Origin of the sequence: Blautia sp. JLR.GB0024, from assembly GCF_037000545.1 — a bacterium.
Taxonomy (GTDB): Bacteria; Bacillota; Clostridia; order Lachnospirales; family Lachnospiraceae; genus Blautia; species Blautia celeris.
In genome coordinates, this window is the sequence record NZ_JBANBF010000002.1 from 536,704 (window position 1) to 553,882 (window position 17,179).

At 47.8% G+C, this 17,179-nt stretch carries 18 protein-coding genes; 17 read left to right on the forward strand and 1 reads right to left on the reverse strand.

The annotated features are described in order from the left end of the window. The first annotated feature begins 6 nt into the window (after positions 1 to 6). The 15 genes from V8Q34_RS06565 to V8Q34_RS06635 all read left to right on the forward strand — a co-directional run bounded on the left by V8Q34_RS06565 (position 7) and on the right by V8Q34_RS06635 (position 13,308). Entirely contained in the window at positions 7 to 909 is a 903-nt protein-coding gene (locus V8Q34_RS06565; protein WP_227244034.1) for a class C sortase, read from the forward strand. Further along, positions 910 to 1,782: a class C sortase gene (locus V8Q34_RS06570; protein WP_033142044.1), complete on the forward strand. Its 873-nt coding sequence runs from the start codon at positions 910 to 912 to the stop codon at positions 1,780 to 1,782. It begins immediately after the preceding gene. Positions 1,783 to 1,828: 46 nt separating this feature from the next. After that, a complete protein-coding gene (locus V8Q34_RS06575) occupies positions 1,829 to 2,809 on the forward strand; it encodes a DUF5979 domain-containing protein (RefSeq protein ID WP_335835203.1) in 981 nt (326 codons plus the stop codon). A gap of 14 nt (positions 2,810 to 2,823) precedes the next feature. Beyond that, positions 2,824 to 3,324, forward strand: a complete 501-nt coding sequence (locus tag V8Q34_RS06580; protein WP_033142043.1) for a hypothetical protein — start codon at positions 2,824 to 2,826, stop codon at positions 3,322 to 3,324. After that, complete coding sequence (locus V8Q34_RS06585) at positions 3,324 to 4,082, forward strand: hypothetical protein (RefSeq protein ID WP_033142042.1); 759 nt, start codon at positions 3,324 to 3,326, stop codon at positions 4,080 to 4,082. The genes V8Q34_RS06580 and V8Q34_RS06585 overlap by 1 nt, the downstream gene beginning before the upstream one ends. A 12-nt stretch (positions 4,083 to 4,094) precedes the next feature. After that, positions 4,095 to 4,886: a sortase B protein-sorting domain-containing protein gene (locus V8Q34_RS06590; RefSeq protein WP_033142041.1), complete on the forward strand. Its 792-nt coding sequence runs from the start codon at positions 4,095 to 4,097 to the stop codon at positions 4,884 to 4,886. After that, entirely contained in the window at positions 4,883 to 5,929 is a 1,047-nt protein-coding gene (locus V8Q34_RS06595) for a MucBP domain-containing protein (protein WP_033142040.1), read from the forward strand. The genes V8Q34_RS06590 and V8Q34_RS06595 overlap by 4 nt, the downstream gene beginning before the upstream one ends. A 14-nt stretch (positions 5,930 to 5,943) precedes the next feature. After that, positions 5,944 to 6,468, forward strand: a complete 525-nt coding sequence (locus tag V8Q34_RS06600) for a signal peptidase I (protein WP_335835105.1) — start codon at positions 5,944 to 5,946, stop codon at positions 6,466 to 6,468. Between the two features lie 236 nt (positions 6,469 to 6,704). Further along, complete coding sequence (locus V8Q34_RS06605; protein WP_181014420.1) at positions 6,705 to 6,878, forward strand: hypothetical protein; 174 nt, start codon at positions 6,705 to 6,707, stop codon at positions 6,876 to 6,878. 28 nt (positions 6,879 to 6,906) lie between these two features. Beyond that, positions 6,907 to 7,251 (forward strand): hypothetical protein, encoded by a 345-nt coding sequence (locus V8Q34_RS06610; protein WP_335835106.1) that lies wholly within the window; start codon positions 6,907 to 6,909, stop codon positions 7,249 to 7,251. Positions 7,252 to 7,424: 173 nt separating this feature from the next. After that, positions 7,425 to 9,155 (forward strand): dihydroxy-acid dehydratase, encoded by a 1,731-nt coding sequence (gene ilvD / locus V8Q34_RS06615; protein WP_103731540.1) that lies wholly within the window; start codon positions 7,425 to 7,427, stop codon positions 9,153 to 9,155. A gap of 56 nt (positions 9,156 to 9,211) precedes the next feature. Next, positions 9,212 to 10,105 (forward strand): dihydrodipicolinate synthase family protein, encoded by an 894-nt coding sequence (locus V8Q34_RS06620; protein WP_335835107.1) that lies wholly within the window; start codon positions 9,212 to 9,214, stop codon positions 10,103 to 10,105. A gap of 77 nt (positions 10,106 to 10,182) precedes the next feature. Continuing rightward, complete coding sequence (locus V8Q34_RS06625; RefSeq protein WP_054350758.1) at positions 10,183 to 10,881, forward strand: 5'-methylthioadenosine/adenosylhomocysteine nucleosidase; 699 nt, start codon at positions 10,183 to 10,185, stop codon at positions 10,879 to 10,881. Positions 10,882 to 11,002: 121 nt separating this feature from the next. Continuing rightward, entirely contained in the window at positions 11,003 to 11,833 is an 831-nt protein-coding gene (locus V8Q34_RS06630; RefSeq protein WP_335835108.1) for a hypothetical protein, read from the forward strand. A 125-nt stretch (positions 11,834 to 11,958) separates the two neighbouring features. Continuing rightward, positions 11,959 to 13,308 carry a glucose-6-phosphate isomerase gene (locus V8Q34_RS06635; protein ID WP_033142035.1) on the forward strand — a complete coding sequence of 450 codons (1,350 nt, stop codon included), beginning with the start codon at positions 11,959 to 11,961 and terminating at the stop codon, positions 13,306 to 13,308. A 44-nt stretch (positions 13,309 to 13,352) separates the two neighbouring features. On the opposite strand, the gene V8Q34_RS06640 is transcribed toward V8Q34_RS06635, so the two are convergent. Beyond that, positions 13,353 to 13,619, reverse strand: coding sequence for a hypothetical protein (locus V8Q34_RS06640; protein WP_033142034.1), 267 nt, complete (start codon positions 13,617 to 13,619; stop codon positions 13,353 to 13,355). Positions 13,620 to 13,964: 345 nt separating this feature from the next. On the opposite strand from V8Q34_RS06640, the gene V8Q34_RS06645 reads away from it, so the two are divergent. Continuing rightward, positions 13,965 to 14,660: a response regulator transcription factor gene (locus tag V8Q34_RS06645; protein ID WP_033142033.1), complete on the forward strand. Its 696-nt coding sequence runs from the start codon at positions 13,965 to 13,967 to the stop codon at positions 14,658 to 14,660. Then, positions 14,647 to 16,986, forward strand: a complete 2,340-nt coding sequence (locus tag V8Q34_RS06650) for a sensor histidine kinase (protein ID WP_186970949.1) — start codon at positions 14,647 to 14,649, stop codon at positions 16,984 to 16,986. The genes V8Q34_RS06645 and V8Q34_RS06650 overlap by 14 nt, the downstream gene beginning before the upstream one ends. Positions 16,987 to 17,179 lie beyond the last annotated feature (193 nt).

Sequence of the window (17,179 nt, forward strand, 5' to 3'; positions counted from 1 at the left end):
GTCCGGATGAAAAAAAGATCGCACATAATCATTGTTTCCCTTCTGTTTTTAGCCGGTTTGTCCTTGCTGCTGTATCCCCTCGTATCCAATCAATGGAATAACTACAGACAGAGTAAACTGATCAGCAGTTATGAAGAAGTGGTAAATGAAAAAAGCGCAGCAGGTGAGATCGACTATAAAGCCGAGGCAGATCGCGCCACAGCTTATAACAACGCCCTTCTTCCCAGTATCCTCCCAGACTCCTTTGCCGTAGCAGAAGCCTCCGAGGAGGAAGATGACGAATATATGTCTTGTCTTAACCTCTCCGGTAATGGTATGATGGGATATGTAGAAATTCCTAAAATCAACGTGAAAATACCTGTATTTCACACCACGGATGATGAGGTGCTTCAGAAAGCAGCGGGCCATCTGGAAGGAAGTTCACTTCCCATTGGAGGTAAGAGCACACATTCTGTAATCTCTGCCCACAGAGGACTGCCAAGTGCAACATTGTTTACCGACCTGGACAAAATGAAAGAGGGGGATCACTTCCTTCTGTATATACTGGATGATATCCTCTGCTATGAAGTGGATAACGTTTCAGTGGTAGAACCCGAGGAGACCGATGGTCTGGCAGTGGAGGAAGGAGAAGATTTAGTTACCCTTCTTACCTGTACCCCTTACGGAGTGAACAGCCAGAGACTTCTTGTACGCGGACACCGTGTTCCTTATGAGGAGACAGAGATGGAAGAGACACCAACTTCCCTTCTGACCGGAGTAAGCATGCACACAAGCTATTTATTCTGGGTGATCGTAGGTCTGGCAGTGACAGCAGCCTTTGTTATATTCCTCTACCTCCGCGAGAAGAAATTAAGGAAAAAGCTTAATTCTGATGAAAAACAGGAGAATGAGGAGCTGACGGACAAATAAATGAAGAGAAAAATTTCAACCATTCTGTTCGGATTATTATTTCTGGCAGGGTTTGGCATCCTGGTTTATCCAACCGTTTCCAACCAATGGAACACATACCGCCAGAGCAAGCTTATAAGCAGCTATGAAGAAGTTATTAGCGATATGACACCTGAGGATTTTACAAAAGAATGGGAAGCCGCAAGAGCCTTTGATGCAGCTTTGACACAGAATAACCTGTACGGTGATGTATTCGGCGAAGACAAAGAAGAACTGCAGAACACAGAATACTGGAAAGTTCTTAACGTTAACAAGGACGGCGTGATGGGATACCTTTCCATCCCCAAGATCAACATAAAGGTAGCCATCTACCATGGCACCGGAGATGACGTTCTCCAGACAGGAGTAGGGCATCTCAACGGAACCAAATTACCGATCGGAGGCGAGAGTACACACAGTGTACTGGCGGCCCACAGAGGTCTTCCGAGCGCCAGGCTTTTTACAGATATTGACCAGTTAAAACGCGGAGATTTATTTTACATCCACGTGCTGGATGATACATTAGCTTATGAGGTCGACCAGATCCTCACCATGATAGACAAGGACGACAGGGAAACCCTGGACGGCGCAATGGCCATTGAAGAGGGCCAGGACTATGTAACATTGTTTACTTGCACTCCATACGGTGTCAACTCCCACAGACTTTTAGTCCGCGGGCATCGGGTACCGTATACCGGAGAGGAAGAGATAGAGAGCACACCGGTTCAGTCCATGCTGAAAGCAGTACAGAATTATTACATGTTATATCTGATACTTGGATTGTCGGTGACATTACTGGTGATACTTTTAATGAAATTCCTGTTCAAGCCACGAAAAAAAAATAAGAAATCATAAAGTGGTCAATAGGGAATGAGTTTTCAGAGGAGGGTAAAATGTGAAGATGAAAAAGACAATAAAAAAAGGAAGTGCATTGGCTCTGGCTCTGGCATTGATGCTTTCCGCAACGATTCTGCCTAAGGTTTATGCAGCCTTTGGTATTGATACAGAGAAAAGCTGTTCCCTGACCTTTGAACTGGACGGACAGTATGAAGAGCTGAACAGTCTGATCATTCCCATTCATTTATACAGAGTGGCAGATGTAGAGGAAAATGGTGAATACAAAGTATTGGCCGGATATGAAGATTTGGATCTTGCATCCATAAGCAATAAGACAACAGCCGAAGACTGGGAGAAGCTTGCAGGAAAAGCATCCGAACTGGTAGAAAAGCTTGCAGCCGCCCCGACTGCTGAGGTACAGATGCAGAAACCTGAGGGCAGCGATAAATCCAAAGGCGTTGCCGGAGACCTCTCCACAGGTATGTATCTGGTTGTTGCGGAATCTGTACAGTCACCGGAGTATACATATGATTTTACCCCGTATCTGATCTCCCTGCCGAACAACTATTACAGCGAGACAGAGGATGACACCTGGGTATATGATGTGACTACCGGATTAAAACCGGCACAGACAGAGCGTTACGGGGATTTAGTCATTGAAAAGACCCTTACTGCATATAACGCCACTTTAGGCGGAGCAGATTTCATTTTCCGGGTAGAAGCAGAGAGGGATTATGAAGTGGTATACAGCAACGTGGTATCCATCTCCTTTGACGCACCGGGAACAAAAAGTGTAAAGATAGAACATATTCCGGCAGGTGCTTCTGTTACGGTAACAGAGGTATACAGCGGAGCAAGTTATGAACTGACTTCCGACGGGACACAGCAGACAGTGATCACTGCAGATGAATCGGTTGGTGTTTCATTTGAAAATACCTATGACCATCGAAACAACGGCGGCAGCAGTGTAGTCAACCGGTTTACTTACAATGAAGGTGACTGGGATTGGGAACAGCAGAAAGATAGTACAGGTGAGCAGGAGTAAAGGAGGATGGAGCGATGAAGAAGAAATTCAATAAGAAAAGCCTTTGTCTGGCAGCAGCAGCTCTTGCCCTCACCGCAGGTATATCCGTGAACAGCGCCATGGCGTACTTCACCACCTATACAACGGCAGCAGGTGATGTGACCATCAGTCTTGGTTCCACCGTGACGATTCCGGAGGAGAAGGTCAGCGACTGGACAAAGCATATTGTGATCAAAAATACAGGAGATTATGAGTGCTATGTCCGTGTGAAAGTATTTGCAGGAGAAAAATATCAGGACGGACTTGTATATCAGGGCAGCCAGAAGTGGTCTCCCGGAGAAGAGGATTACTACTATTACAGTGATATTGTTCCGGCAGGCGGTGAAACGGAGGAACTCCAGGTTAAGATTGATTCCAAAGACAGTGAGGAGGAATTTAATATTATCGTGGCCCAGGAGTGTACCCCGGTATTATATGACGATGAAGGCAAACCCTATGCAGACTGGAATGCAAAACAAGAGGAGGTTGGTGAATAATGAAAAAGAAGAAAAAATCCTTTTCTGTGAAACCAGTTATCCTTCTCTCAGCAGCAGCCCTGTTATTGCTGGGCAGTACAGTCGGAAGTGCACGTGCGGCACTTACCTATTACAGTGAAAACTATTCTGTGCAGATGAGCACATCAAACATTGGTGTAAGCCTCATAGAAAATGGTGACAAAATCAGCTACAGGGACTATAATGAAAACGATGAGTGGAATGAGAGCACAGGAACTCTTTTATCCGATCTGAAGAAAGAGAAGCTGGTACTGGGCAAGACATATGATGAGAAGCTCAGCGTTACGAACAGCGGCTCCATAGACAGCTATGTGAGGGTTATCCTCTATAAGAGCTGGTCAAAAGGCGAAGGAGAAAATGCAGTCAAAGACACAACGCTTTCCCCCGCACTGATCGACCTGAACCTGACCGGCAACGGCTGGACCGAAGATAAAAATGCATCCACAAAAGAACGTACGGTTCTGTACTATAACAGCATTCTTCCGGCAGGAGAAACCACTCCCGAGTTCGCAGACACACTGCGGATTGACCCGGCGCTTGGCAAGAAGGTCACAGAACATGAGACAATTGATGAAAATGGTTACAAGACCATCACCACGGTTTACGATTATGACGGTTACAGTTTCCAGGTGGAAGCCGAAGTGGATGCTGTTCAGACACATAATGCACAGGATGCCATCAAGAGTGCCTGGGGTGTAGACGTAGATGTTGCAGCAAACGGAGATATCAGCTTACGATAGGAGGTACAGAATATGAAAAAGAAAATTTTGTGCCTTATCATGGCAGCAGTCATGACCGTAGGCACCGCGGCAACCGCATATGCAGAAGATTTTAAAAGTGATAAAGACTGGCAGGTTGATTTTGACGGAGACAAGATGAACAGTAATTTCAGTTCTAAGGAAATGGCTGAGGAGATTTATGGAATCCTCCCCGGCGATACCATGGAACTGCAGGTTAAGATAAAGAATTCCGGAGAGGAACAGACCGACTGGTATATGTCCAATGAAGTTCTGAAAAGTCTGGAAGAGGGAAGCAAAGCAGAAGGCGGAGCTTACACATATGTTTTGACCTATTATGATCCATCCGGTGCGGAGGCAGTCCTCTATGACAGCGAAACCGTAGGCGGCGAGGGCACGTCCTATGTTGGCAAAGGTCTGGAACAAGCCACGGATTCCCTGGATGATTTCTTCTATCTGGATAGGCTGGATGCAGGAAAAGCCGGTTCTGTTCACCTGAAGGTTATCTTAGACGGTGAGACACAGGGCAATGGCTATCAGGATACACTGGCTCGTCTGCAGATGAATTTCGCAGTAGAGAAAGTAGCTCCTTCCACGGTAACCGTAAAAGGTAAAGACACTGTGGTAAGAAAGACCGTTACAGGCGAATCTAATACAGTGAAGAAGACGATCACCCGTCCTAAGACAGGAGATACCACCAATATCCTCCTTTTCAGTACAGCGGCATTAGTCAGCGGATTGGTACTGCTGCTTCTGGGAATCGCAGCCATGAAAAAACGCCATGAGAAAGGGGAGCTGAAGTCATGAAGAAGTTGAAAATGATTCTGACATCTTTGCTTACTGTCTGCATGCTCTTTGGCTCATCTGTGATCAGCGTTTTTGCGGCAGATGGAGAATACACCTATACAGCAACCTTCTATGCAGGCAATCAGGGTACATTTTCCGGGATTGACGGATTATCTGTAGTAAGTACAGGGACACCGGTGATTGATGCACAGGGTGACAGGGTTGTGGTAAGCGGCCTGAAATTAGGTGATAAAGTATCCTTTGATGTACAGAACGGTGATGTTGCACTGGGAGATTCCAGTAAATATTATGTAAAAGGTGTCCGGATAAGCGGACGTGACAATAATTCCCTTGAGACCTCCGGATTTTATGTAAATGGTGACAGAGATTTTGTTGTCGCTTACGGAATTCAGGGCGACATGGTTGGTTATACTGTTAATTATCATGATGAAGAAGGAAACGAACTGGCACCGAGCCGTACCTATTACGGCAATGTGGGAGACAAACCGGTAGTGGCTTACCTGTATGTGGAAGGTTATACACCGCAGGCTCTGGCACTGACCAAGACACTCTCCTCCAATGAAGCACAGAATGTATTTACTTTCGTATATACACCGGTAACCACAGAGACCATCACCGTACCCGGCGAGACAACAACCGTCACAACCGTTATACCCGGAACCACCACAACAGAGACAACTGTTGTAGAGACTCCGGCAGCAGGTACTCCGGCAGGCACAACAGGAACCACCGGAACAGAGGGAACAGCCGGTACAGAAGGCACCGCAGGTGAAGCCGGAACAGCCGGTACTGAGGGAACCGAAGGTACGGCAGGAGCCGGAACAGACGAGGGAACTCAGGTTATAGAGCCGAATGAAGTGCCGCAGGGCAACCAGGAAGTTGTCGATTTAGATGAGGATGAAACACCTCTGGCTGACAATCCGGAAGAGACCAAAGAGAAAGTAAAGAAGGGCCTTCCCCTTGCAGCCGGCATCGCGATCGGAGTCGGAGCAGTTGCAGCTCTTTCCGCATTAGCAGTATTTCTGATTAGACGACGCAGATGAAAGGATAACTTGTTTTGAGCAGAAAGAAGAAAAAGGATAGGAAAAGCCCAGTGTCTGCAATTTGCAGTGCACTGGGCACTGTTTTATTAGTAAGTCTGGTGCTTGTCTGTCTTCCCATTACAGCAACCAGGCTTTTTGGCTATGATGCATATTCCGTGGTAAGCGGAAGCATGGAGCCGGCAATCCCCACAGGAAGCCTGGTGTATGTACAGGAGACAGCACCGGAGGACATGAAGGAAGATGATGTGATCGCGTTCTATGGCGCAAAGGATTCCAATGCCATTATCACCCACAGGGTAGTGGAGAACAAAGTGGTCATGGGTGAATTTATCACCAAAGGCGATGCCAACAAGACGGAGGATATGAACGCAGTCCCCTACAGCAACTTTATAGGGAAAGTGGTATATACCATCCCTATTCTGGGAAGGGTCGCTCAGGCCCTGACAAGTACAATGGGAAAGATCATTGCAGGCGGTGTGATTGCGGCAGCACTGGTTTTGGAAATCATAGCATCTGTTATCCGCAGACGCGAATCATAACGGTTTCCGTGGTGTTTTTTGTCCTGTCTGTTATTTTATACCATTACAAAAAACTCCTCTATGAAAATATGATTCAAATAAAGTAATGCGTGTAATGCTTTTGGTAATGCCGCTTAAAGTATAATACGAATAACAGAAGCAGAGACCTGAATGGTTATTGATATTAACACGGTGATCCATTTATACAGCTTGTAACAATACCCAACGGACGAGATAAAACTATAGTGAGGGCTAAAATGGCAAAAGAAGCAGAAACCTTTGTAATTAAAATAGACGGCAGCAGAGATGCCACATGGCAGGGTGAAGTTACATGGGCAGAAGAAAAGAGTGAAAAGCACTTTCGCAGTGCACTTGAATTAATAAAATATATAGACGGAGCCTTAATACAGGCAGCGTCAGATAAGAAATAGTTATAGTGACAGGGGAAAGGGGTGCATTATGGGATATAAAAGATTAGAAAAGAAAATCTTGCCTCTCATATTATGCATAGCGATTGCCCTTGGAAATATTACTATTGCTCATGCAGGACAGGACACGCTTTCGGCTGATCCTGTAAATCGGCAGACGGAAGAGGCAGCCCCTTTGAAAGACCGGGAGCAGACCGGTCAGGCAGAAGAAGACGGCACTCGAACAGTCATCATCAATGGGGAAGAGGTTCCATTGAGTGAAGGGGAGAATATAACGAAAAATGACAATACAGGCCTGATTTATGTAGGCCTTTTTGCAGGCATCCTGGTCCTTGCTGGTGCCAGGGAATATGTAGTCAGAAAACGTATCAAGTAATTTTGTTAAAATACCTCCTTTATAAAACAAGTACAAAAGCCGCAGGATGAAGAAAATTCTTTGTCCCGCGGCTTTTGTGCCGCTGTCACCCAATTAACAGTAGTCAAACCCTTCAAAAAGTTGTAATATGTAAGCATCAAATAATCTATTAAAGAAGGGATACATAACACACCATGAACCACAAACAAAAAAGCGCCCCCCAGCGCCTTCTCTGGTCCCAGTTCGACGCCCTGCAGATGGGCTCCGGATGGGATGAGGAGGACATTAAGAAACCTCAGATCCTTCTGGAGGATGTCTTCGGTGACAGCCACCCCGGCAGTACCCATCTGTCGGGCCTCATGGAGCAGGCAAAATACGGAGTCTTCGAGAAAGGCGGCTATCCGGCCCAGTATCACACCACAGATATCTGTGACGGATGTGCCCAGGGCCATGACGGGATGAACTACATCCTGGCATCCCGCGAAGCGATCTGTGATATGATAGAAGTACACGGTTCCGTGTACCCATGGGACGGCATGATCCTCTCCGCCTCCTGTGACAAATCCATTCCTGCCCAGTTAAAGGCAGCAGCCCGCCTGGACATGCCCACCATCTTTATTCCCGGCGGCAGCATGCGCCCGGGACCGGATATGACCACATCGCTGGTTGCGGGGGATATTTCTCTGCGCCAAAAGCGTGAGGGCGCAGTGACAGAGCAGGAGATCAGAGACTATAAGCTCACAGGCTGTCCGTCCTGCGGCGCCTGTACTTTCCTGGGGACTGCCAGTACCATGCAGTGTATGGCAGAAGCCCTGGGCATGTCACTTCCGGGAACTGCTGTTATGCCGGCCACCATGCGGGATATTTTTGCTTATTCCAGAAAAGCGGGCCGTATGATCATGGAACTGGTTGAGCGTGAGATCACAGCGGGCAGTATCATGACAAGGGAAGCATTTGAAAATGCCATCATCATTCACAGCGCCATAGGCGGCTCCACCAATGCGACCATCCATCTTCCCTCCATTGCAAGGGAGCTGGGAATCATATTGGAACCGGAACTTTTTGATGACCTGAACCACAAAGTACCGCATATCGGCAACATCAATCCAAGCGGACAGCACCTGACAGAATCCTTCTGGTTTGCCGGAGGAATCCCCATGGTTCAGCTTTATTTAAAGGACATGCTGCATCTGGACGTCATGACCGTTACCGGCAGAACCCTGGGTGAGAATCTGGAGGAGCTGGAGAAGGACAATTTCTTTGCCCGCAACCTGGGCTATCTGCATAATTACGGCCTGGAACGTGACCAGGTCATCTTCCCTGTGGAGAAAGCGGAGGAAAAGGGTTCCATAGCTATTTTAAAAGGCAATCTGGCACCGGAAGGCGCAGTTATCAAATACTCCGCCTGTGTGGAATCCATGCGGGAGCACAAAGGCCCTGCAAAGGTCTACAACCGTGAGGAGGACGCTTACCAGGCCGTCGTAGATGGTGAGGTAGACCCGGGCGATATCCTTGTTATCCGCTATGAAGGTCCGAGAGGGACCGGCATGCCGGAAATGCTCATGACCACAGAGGCTATTGTCTGTGATGAGCGTCTGAACGGCACGGTTGCCCTGGTGACAGACGGACGCTTTTCAGGGGCAACGAGAGGTGCCGCCATCGGCCACGTCTCCCCGGAAGCGGCAGCAGGAGGCCCGCTGGCCTTTATTGAGACGGGGGATATTCTGGAGTACAGTGTACAGAACAGAAGTCTCGACGTAGTCGGAATTCAGGGACAGGAACTCTCCGGGGAAGAGATCGAGGCTGTTCTGAAAAAACGTTCCGAATCCGGCATTCTGCCCCGTCCGAAGAGAAAGGGTTTGTTTGGCCGTTATACAAGCCACGCCATGTCTGCCATGAAGGGCGCAGGATACGAAGAGATATAATAATGCGGCAGACCGCAACAGGATTAATCAGATAAAAGAGAGGACATAATTAATTTATGAATGCAAAATGGATCACGCCGGCAGTGACGGCATTGGATGAAAACGGACATATTGACATAGAGGCCAACAAAAGAATCTATGAACATCTGATACAGGGAGGAATTGACGGAATTCTCATCTTCGGCAGCATCGGTGAGTTTTTTGCCCTGCCCATGGAGGAAAAGCGGAATATGGTGCGTGAGGCTGTGGCGTACATTGCACACAGGGTAACCGTCTATATAGGAACCTGCAGTATGGAATTTGAGGAATGCGTGGAGTTTTCTAATTTTGCTCTGGAAGCAGGGGCAGACGGAGTTATGGTGATCTCTCCGTATTACTTTAATCTGCCGGACAGTGCAGTGGAAAACTTTTATGACAGCCTTGCCGACCGTGTGAACGGACCTGTTCTTCTGTATAATTTTCCGGACAGGACAGGATATGATCTGAAGCCCCAGGTGGTACTGAACCTGGTACGCAGACATAAAAACATCGTTGGGATCAAAGATACCGTGGGAACCATGGGACACACCCGTGCGCTCATACAGACAGTGAAGAAGGAATTTCCTGAGTTTTTAATATATTCCGGATTTGATGAATTTTTTGCCCATAACGTACTGAGCGGTGGTGACGGGTGTATTGCAGGCCTGTCAAACTTTGCCCCTGCTGTTGCTTCCGGCTTCGCAAAAGCAGCAAGGGAGAACGATCTGGAGGCACTTCAGGTTTATCAGCAGAAAATAGATGGACTGATGGCCATCTATGATGTGGCAGAACAGTTCATACCCATTATAAAAAAGGCAATGATACTCTGCGGCGTGGATATGAATCCCGGCTGCACAGCGCCTCTGCTGGCCGCTGATGCGTCTGAAACAGAACGGATAGAGGAAATCCTGAGGAACGCCTCAATCCTTTGAAAATGGGGCATATAGAGGCTTACAGAGGGACCGGGTGTACCCCGGCATATATAATATCGACAGAAAGGAACTTAGCAATGAGACATATAGGAATCATAGGCGCCATGGAGGAGGAAGTGGCGATCCTGAAAGAGAAGATGACAGATGTAACAGTGGAGAAAAAAGCCTCCATGGAGTTTTACAGCGGCAGATTAAACGGTAAGGAGGCAGTGATCGTACGCTCCGGAATTGGCAAGGTAAACGCGGGAATCTGTACCCAGATTCTGGCGGATGACTTCCATGTGGATGCCGTCATCAACACCGGCGTGGCAGGCTCCCTGCGGGCGGAGATCAACATCGGTGATATTGTCCTCTCCACAGACACCCTGCAGCATGATATGGACGCCAGGGAGTTCGGCTATCCCATCGGCCAGGTGCCCAGAATGGATACGCTGGCATTCCCGGCAGATGAGACTCTGCGCAGCCTGGCAGCGGAGGTATGCCGTCAGGTCAATCCCGATATCCAGGTATTTGAGGGCCGCGTGGTGAGCGGTGACCAGTTCGTAGCCAAAAAAGAGGTGAAAGACCAGATCATAGAGAACACAGACGGATACTGCACAGAGATGGAAGGCGCGGCCATCGGACAGGCGGCATATCTCAATCAAATCCCCTATCTGGTGATAAGAGCCATCTCCGACAAGGCTGACGACAGCGCCCATATGGACTATCCCGCCTTTGAAAGAGAGGCCATCCGCCACACGGTAAATCTGGTGGAGAGCATGGTTAAGAGGCTGTAGAAAGGCGCCTTTTGTCACCATTTGACGCACGATTTTTGTTTTCAAAATGCCCGGGTTGCTATATAATGAATGCCATAAAGAGCGTGCTTTCTGCGCGCCGAAATAGTGAGGAGGATTTACTGTGCACTTATTTTATTATGGCACCTGGCTGATGGGGTTACTGAGCCTTTTCAGCGTACTGGCAATCTACGGGAGCAACAGAAGAGTAATCCGGGACCTGAAAAATGTTCCGGCGATAAAAGACAAATGGCTGCAGCAGTTTCTGCTGGAATATCAGAGAAACGTAAAAGACGATTCAGCGATACATAACCCCGCTGTGTATCTCACAAGGCGGATGAGAGGACGAAAGATAGGACCGATAACCCTTCGGCAGATGAAAGGGGTATCCTGGTGTACTTTTGTCCTCTCTTTTTTAGCCGCGGGAGCAGGGGCGCTGTGGATCAGAAGGACAGGCCTTGAGCGGATCTCTTTTCCGGTCATCACCAGAGAATTTCCGGCTATGGGGCTTCTGGCGGGCAGCGCGGCGGTTATGGGTATCGCACTTCTTCTGCTGCGCATGGTGATATCCATGGGGTTCCAGGAGGAGGTCATTGAGACAAACCTGTTGGATTATATGGAAAACCAGAGAGGCGATAGCCAGAAGGTAGTTCAGATAGAACCTGTCCGTCAGAATACCGGATCTAAGGCAGCCAAGGCGGCCAAGGCAGGAAAGACAGGCAGAAGGGCAAGGGTAAAGGCAAAAGAGCAGGAACAGCTTCAGCAGGAACAGCGGCTGAGAGCCCAGAAGGAACGGGCCATGTCAGACCGCAGGGGTCAGGACAAAGATCCGAGGGCCGAGAAGGTGGAAGAGCGCATCCGGGAAGCGGCAGCCACGGATGAACGGTACAGCCATCTCCTGAACAAAGAGGAGGAGGCTATCGTCAAAGATGTGATAAAGGAATTTCTAACTTGATAAACCTCCCATCATTTGCTAAACTATATTTGTTGAGTGACAACGTTCAAGTTGAGTTGGACATGCTGCCCTGATAAGTGTCAGGTCAGCTTCAGGCAAACGACAGGAAAAAGGAGAAGAGAGCAATGGGAAACAAAGTTACATTTGATTATTCAAAAGCCGCTGACGTTATCCGCGAAGAAGAAGTAACAGCAATGCAAAAAATGGTGGAAGCGGCCAAAGAGACCCTGGTATCCAGAAACGGCCTTGGAAATGACTTCCTGGGATGGATCGACCTTCCGGTAGATTATGACAAAGAAGAGTTCGGCCGCATCAAGAAAGCAGCGGAGAAGATTAAAAATGATTCCGATGTTCTGCTTGTGATCGGTATCGGCGGTTCCTACCTGGGAGCGAGAGCTGCCATCGATTTCCTGAACCATCCATTTTATAACAATCTTACAAAAGAAGCCCGTAAAGCTCCGGAGATCTACTATGTAGGCAACAACATCAGCGGCGCATATGTAAAAGGCCTTGCTGAGGTGATCGGAGACAGAGACTTCTCCATTAATGTCATTTCAAAATCCGGTACAACAACAGAGCCGGCAATCGCTTTCCGTGTGTTCAAAGAGATGGCAGAGAACAAATACGGAAAAGAAGAGGCAGCAAAAAGGATCTATGCTACAACAGATAAAGCCAAGGGCGCATTAAAGACCCTGGCAGCAGAGGAAGGATATGAGACCTTCGTAGTTCCGGATGACGTGGGAGGACGTTTCTCCGTGCTGACAGCCGTTGGACTTCTGCCTATCGCAGTGAGCGGTGTTTCCATTGATAAGCTCATGGAAGGTGCAGCATCCGGAAGAGAACTGGCACTGAATACTCCGTATGCGGAAAATGACGCGCTGCAGTATGCGGCAGTCCGCAACATTCTTCATAGAAAAGGCAAATCCGTTGAGATTCTGGCTGACTATGAGCCTACCCTCCACTATGTTGCAGAGTGGTGGAAACAGTTATATGGTGAGAGCGAAGGTAAGGATCAGAAGGGCATCTACCCGGCATCCGTGGACTTTACCACAGACCTGCACTCCCTGGGACAGTTTATCCAGGATGGCTCCAGAATCATGTTCGAGACTGTTCTTGCCATCGAAGAGCCCAAAGAAGACCTTGCCATCAAAGAAGCAGAGAATGACTTAGACGGCCTGAACTATCTGGCCGGAAAAGGCATGGACTTCGTAAACAAGAGCGCCATGAACGGAACAATCCTTGCCCATACAGACGGTAATACCCCGAACCTGATGGTTAAAATCCCGAGACAGGACGAGTTTTACCTTGGACAGTTGTTCTATTTCTTTGAATTTGCCTGCGGTATCAGCGGTTACCTGTCAGGTGTGAACCCCTTCAATCAGCCGGGTGTTGAGAGCTACAAGAAGAACATGTTCGCACTCCTTGGAAAACCGGGATACGAGGACAGAAGAGAAGAGTTACTGAAAAGACTGTAAGGAAAGAAAGGCCCGCCCGGGAACTTCCGGGCGGGCTGTTTTTCTCATCCCTCTTCAATGACCTGTATTTCCAGATAATCAAAATCCAGCACTTCGATAAAATTATCCTGGTTGAAGCGCGCCTTTGCATGCTTCTGGAAATCCTTGATATTCACATCCAGCCACAGGGGCTTTTCCAAATCGAACTCATAACAGATGGCGTCCAGACAGTGAAATACTTTCTTGGTGCGGTTCATGTCTGTCTCATCACATATGACGGTGCTCTTGACCACATGTGTGTCTTTATAAATGGTTCCCATCAATCGAAACATAGTAAAATTCCTTTCCCTTGCATTTGTCTAATTCGTATTATTATAAAAAAGAATGGAGGATATGTAAAGCGATCTTGAAAGAATTACTGTTATTTTAGAAAATACCAGAAGTTTCCATTTTGTTAATGCTGTATGGCTGTGAAACGTTCATTATCTGTATATTTGAAAGGAAATCTTTAAGTTTTTCTTAATTTTCCGGAATTTGCGTTCGTTTTTTACGGTAAATGTCGAAACAATGGTATAATAAATCTACAGCAGTGACGCCACGTCCTGAGATGATTCAGGGCACAGGTATCCCGGAAGGATGCCGGTGCTGGATGCAAAATAATGACAAGAGGTGTTAACATGTTCAGGATACTTGTTTGTGATGATGACAGAGAGATTGTGCATGCCATAGAGCTTTATCTTTCGGAGGAGGGGTATGAGGTACTGTGTGCCTATGATGGAATGGAGGCTGCGGAAGTGGTGCGCAGGGAGAATGTGCACCTGCTGATCGTGGATATCATGATGCCGAAAATGGACGGCATACAGGCAATCACACAGATTCGCAGATTTTCAACGATTCCCATCATCTGCCTGACAGCCAAAACAGAGGATGAGGATAAGATAGCCGGGCTCAACGCCGGAGCGGATGATTATATGGAGAAGCCATTCAATCCCCTGGAGCTGATCGCACGGGTAAAGTCCCAGCTCAGACGCTATACAGAACTGGGAAATATGCCGAAAGGGCAGGACAAACACATTTATTTTTCCGGGGGACTGGTGGTGGATGACGACACCAAAGAGGTGACCCTGGATGGTAAGGGAGTGCGGTTTACTCCCATTGAATATAATATTCTTCTGTTTCTTTTAAAAAATAAGGGGAAAGTATTTTCTATTGAGCAGATCTATCGTAATATATGGAATGAGGAAGCTATCGGTGCTGACAACACGGTGGCAGTACATATCCGCCATATCCGGGAGAAGATCGAACTGAATCCGAAGAACCCGAGGTATCTGAAAGTAGTCTGGGGAGTGGGATACAAAATTGAAAATATTTAGAGGCAGAAAAGAGAAAAAACCCGGCAGGAATAGGCGTCCGTTCTGTTATCCAGGGACCCTGATCCTGCATTTTTTATTTGCAGTGATCGTGATGATCTACATTATCATTGCCGACTATTATCAGGTATGGCAGGATCCGGGCTGGCTTGCGGGGGAGACACCTCCTTACTACAAGACCAGGGATTATGCCCAGAATGTAAAGAATGAGATGTCAGAGCTTATTGACTATATACGCCTCAGAATGAATTTTGAGACAGACGGGAAGTATGACCCTGACAAGCAGGTAGACATTCTGGAATATGCCGAGCAGGGAATCATAAGCGGCAGCAACACTAACGGTTTGGCGTACACCCTGCAGCAGCTCTATGACTGGAGTGAGCAGAAGGAGAGCTACAAGTGGTGGAAATCCTATATCCGGGAAAATGAGAAGAATCTGTACAGTGTAAGTGAGCTGAAGGAGATCAAGGGAACCCTGGATGAACTGTATACGCCTCAGGGCTATGACAGCATTCTGGAGTTTGTCATGTCGGAGCAGAACCTGAGGCGTGCAAGCGAAGTACACTGCGCCTCCGAACTGGCTGTGTGCCTGTTAAAAATTGACGCTGAGATGCCTCAGTATGTAAAGGACAAGGAGAGATTCAAAGCGGAGAACACCAATATTAAGTACAGGTTTGAGAATGTGGAGACCGGCCTGGTGTACACTAACTGCACCTTGGAAGAAGAGAAGCAGAATTCCGCCAGACTTCTGTTCCAGGGAGATACTTTTTTCCTGGATACAGATGTACCTCTGTCCTATGAGATGAAATATGACATCATAAAAAAGCTCAACGAGGATATTTCGGATACGGAAAATATCACCCTTTCCGTCTGGATTGACAGGACATTTGCAGCAAAGGATTATCTGTGGGGCGGCAGCCAGTTTTATCACAAATGGTCCTGGTTCATCCGTACCTTTCCGAAAGGCCTGATCTTTTCCGCTGCCGTTTTCTTCATTTCCCTTCTGGCACTCTGTGTGATGACAGTGAAAAGGGCAGGGCAGGAAAGGCGGCTGAGCAGGTATTTTGACAAGATCTCCATAGAATTTCTGCTGGTACCCATGGGTCTGCTTCTGTGTCTGGCGGCAGTGATCGTAAAACGCAGCATGGAGGAGATCCTTCCGCCTCCCCGGGCAACAGGCAATGTGGTGATGCTCTTATTTATTTATGTGTTTCTTTTGGTGGGAGTCCTGAGTATTGTGCGCAGGGGGAAAATGGGGACTCTCGGCAGGGGCAGCATAGTATCCCAGATCATCGGCAATTACAGGGCCGGCATCCGGGGCGGTAAGAAGGCGGCCTTTGCTCTGGCGGGATTTGTCCTCTATGTGGTGCTGAGCTTTCTCTTGTGCCGCGGAGGGACAGTGGGAGCTGTAATACTTGTTTTTATGAACCTCTACGCAGGAGGCCATATTCTGAGGGAGATAAGCGCAAGGGAGCAGATGCTGGACGGTGTGCGGAAGATTTCCGATGAGGATTTTACATATAAAATACCAACAGAGAATTTAAACCGGATAAACGCGGAGATAGCGGACAACATCAACCGGATCGGCGACAATCTGGAAAAAGCCGTCCAGGAGAGTGTGCGCAATGAGCGCAGAAAGACGGATCTGATCGCCAATGTCTCCCACGACTTAAAGACACCCCTCACATCCATCATCAGTTACATCGGCCTTCTGAAGCGGGAGGAGATACAAAATCCCAAGATCGAGGAGTATGTGGATGTGCTGGACAAGAAGACAGAGCGTCTGAAGATCCTAATGGAGGACCTGGTTGAAGTCTCCAAGATCAACTCCGGCAATTTCCATATCCAGCCCGAGCAGATAGACTTCCGGGAATTCCAGCAGCAGGTACAGGGGGAATTCTTTGAGCAGCTCCGAAGCCGCGGGCTGCAGACCGTGAACAGCATGCCTGAGGAGCATGTGTATATCTGCGCCGACGGCAGGGCTTTGTGGCGAGTCATGGATAACCTGTACGGCAATATTGTCAAATACGCCTTTCCGGGAAGCCGGGTATATGCGGACATGAAGGCAGATGAAAAGAAAGTCACCTTTTCCCTGAAGAACATATCCAGCCAGCCCCTGAACATCGATGCGGATGAGCTGACCGAACGGTTCATCCAGGGGGATGAGTCCAGGAGCACAGAGGGCAGCGGCCTGGGACTTTCCATTGCCAAGAACCTGGTAGAGCTTATGAACGGGAGGTTCGAGATCTATCTGGACGGAGACCTTTTCAAGACAACCATCATATTTCCCGTGAAACCCGCGAACTGCAGGCAAAATATGGAGAAATGATATCCATTGTGCAAGTTGTATATTGAAGAAAAGAAAATTCGGTAAATTGCCAATAGGGTGTATTTTCTTAGAGATGATAACAAAGACTTTATTTAATCTTTGTTTAATTGAACCATGGTAAAAAACCGGGTGTCAGTGTTATACTTGTAACAGTTAATCAAAGCAAAGAGACGCGTAACAATTAGGAGGAAAT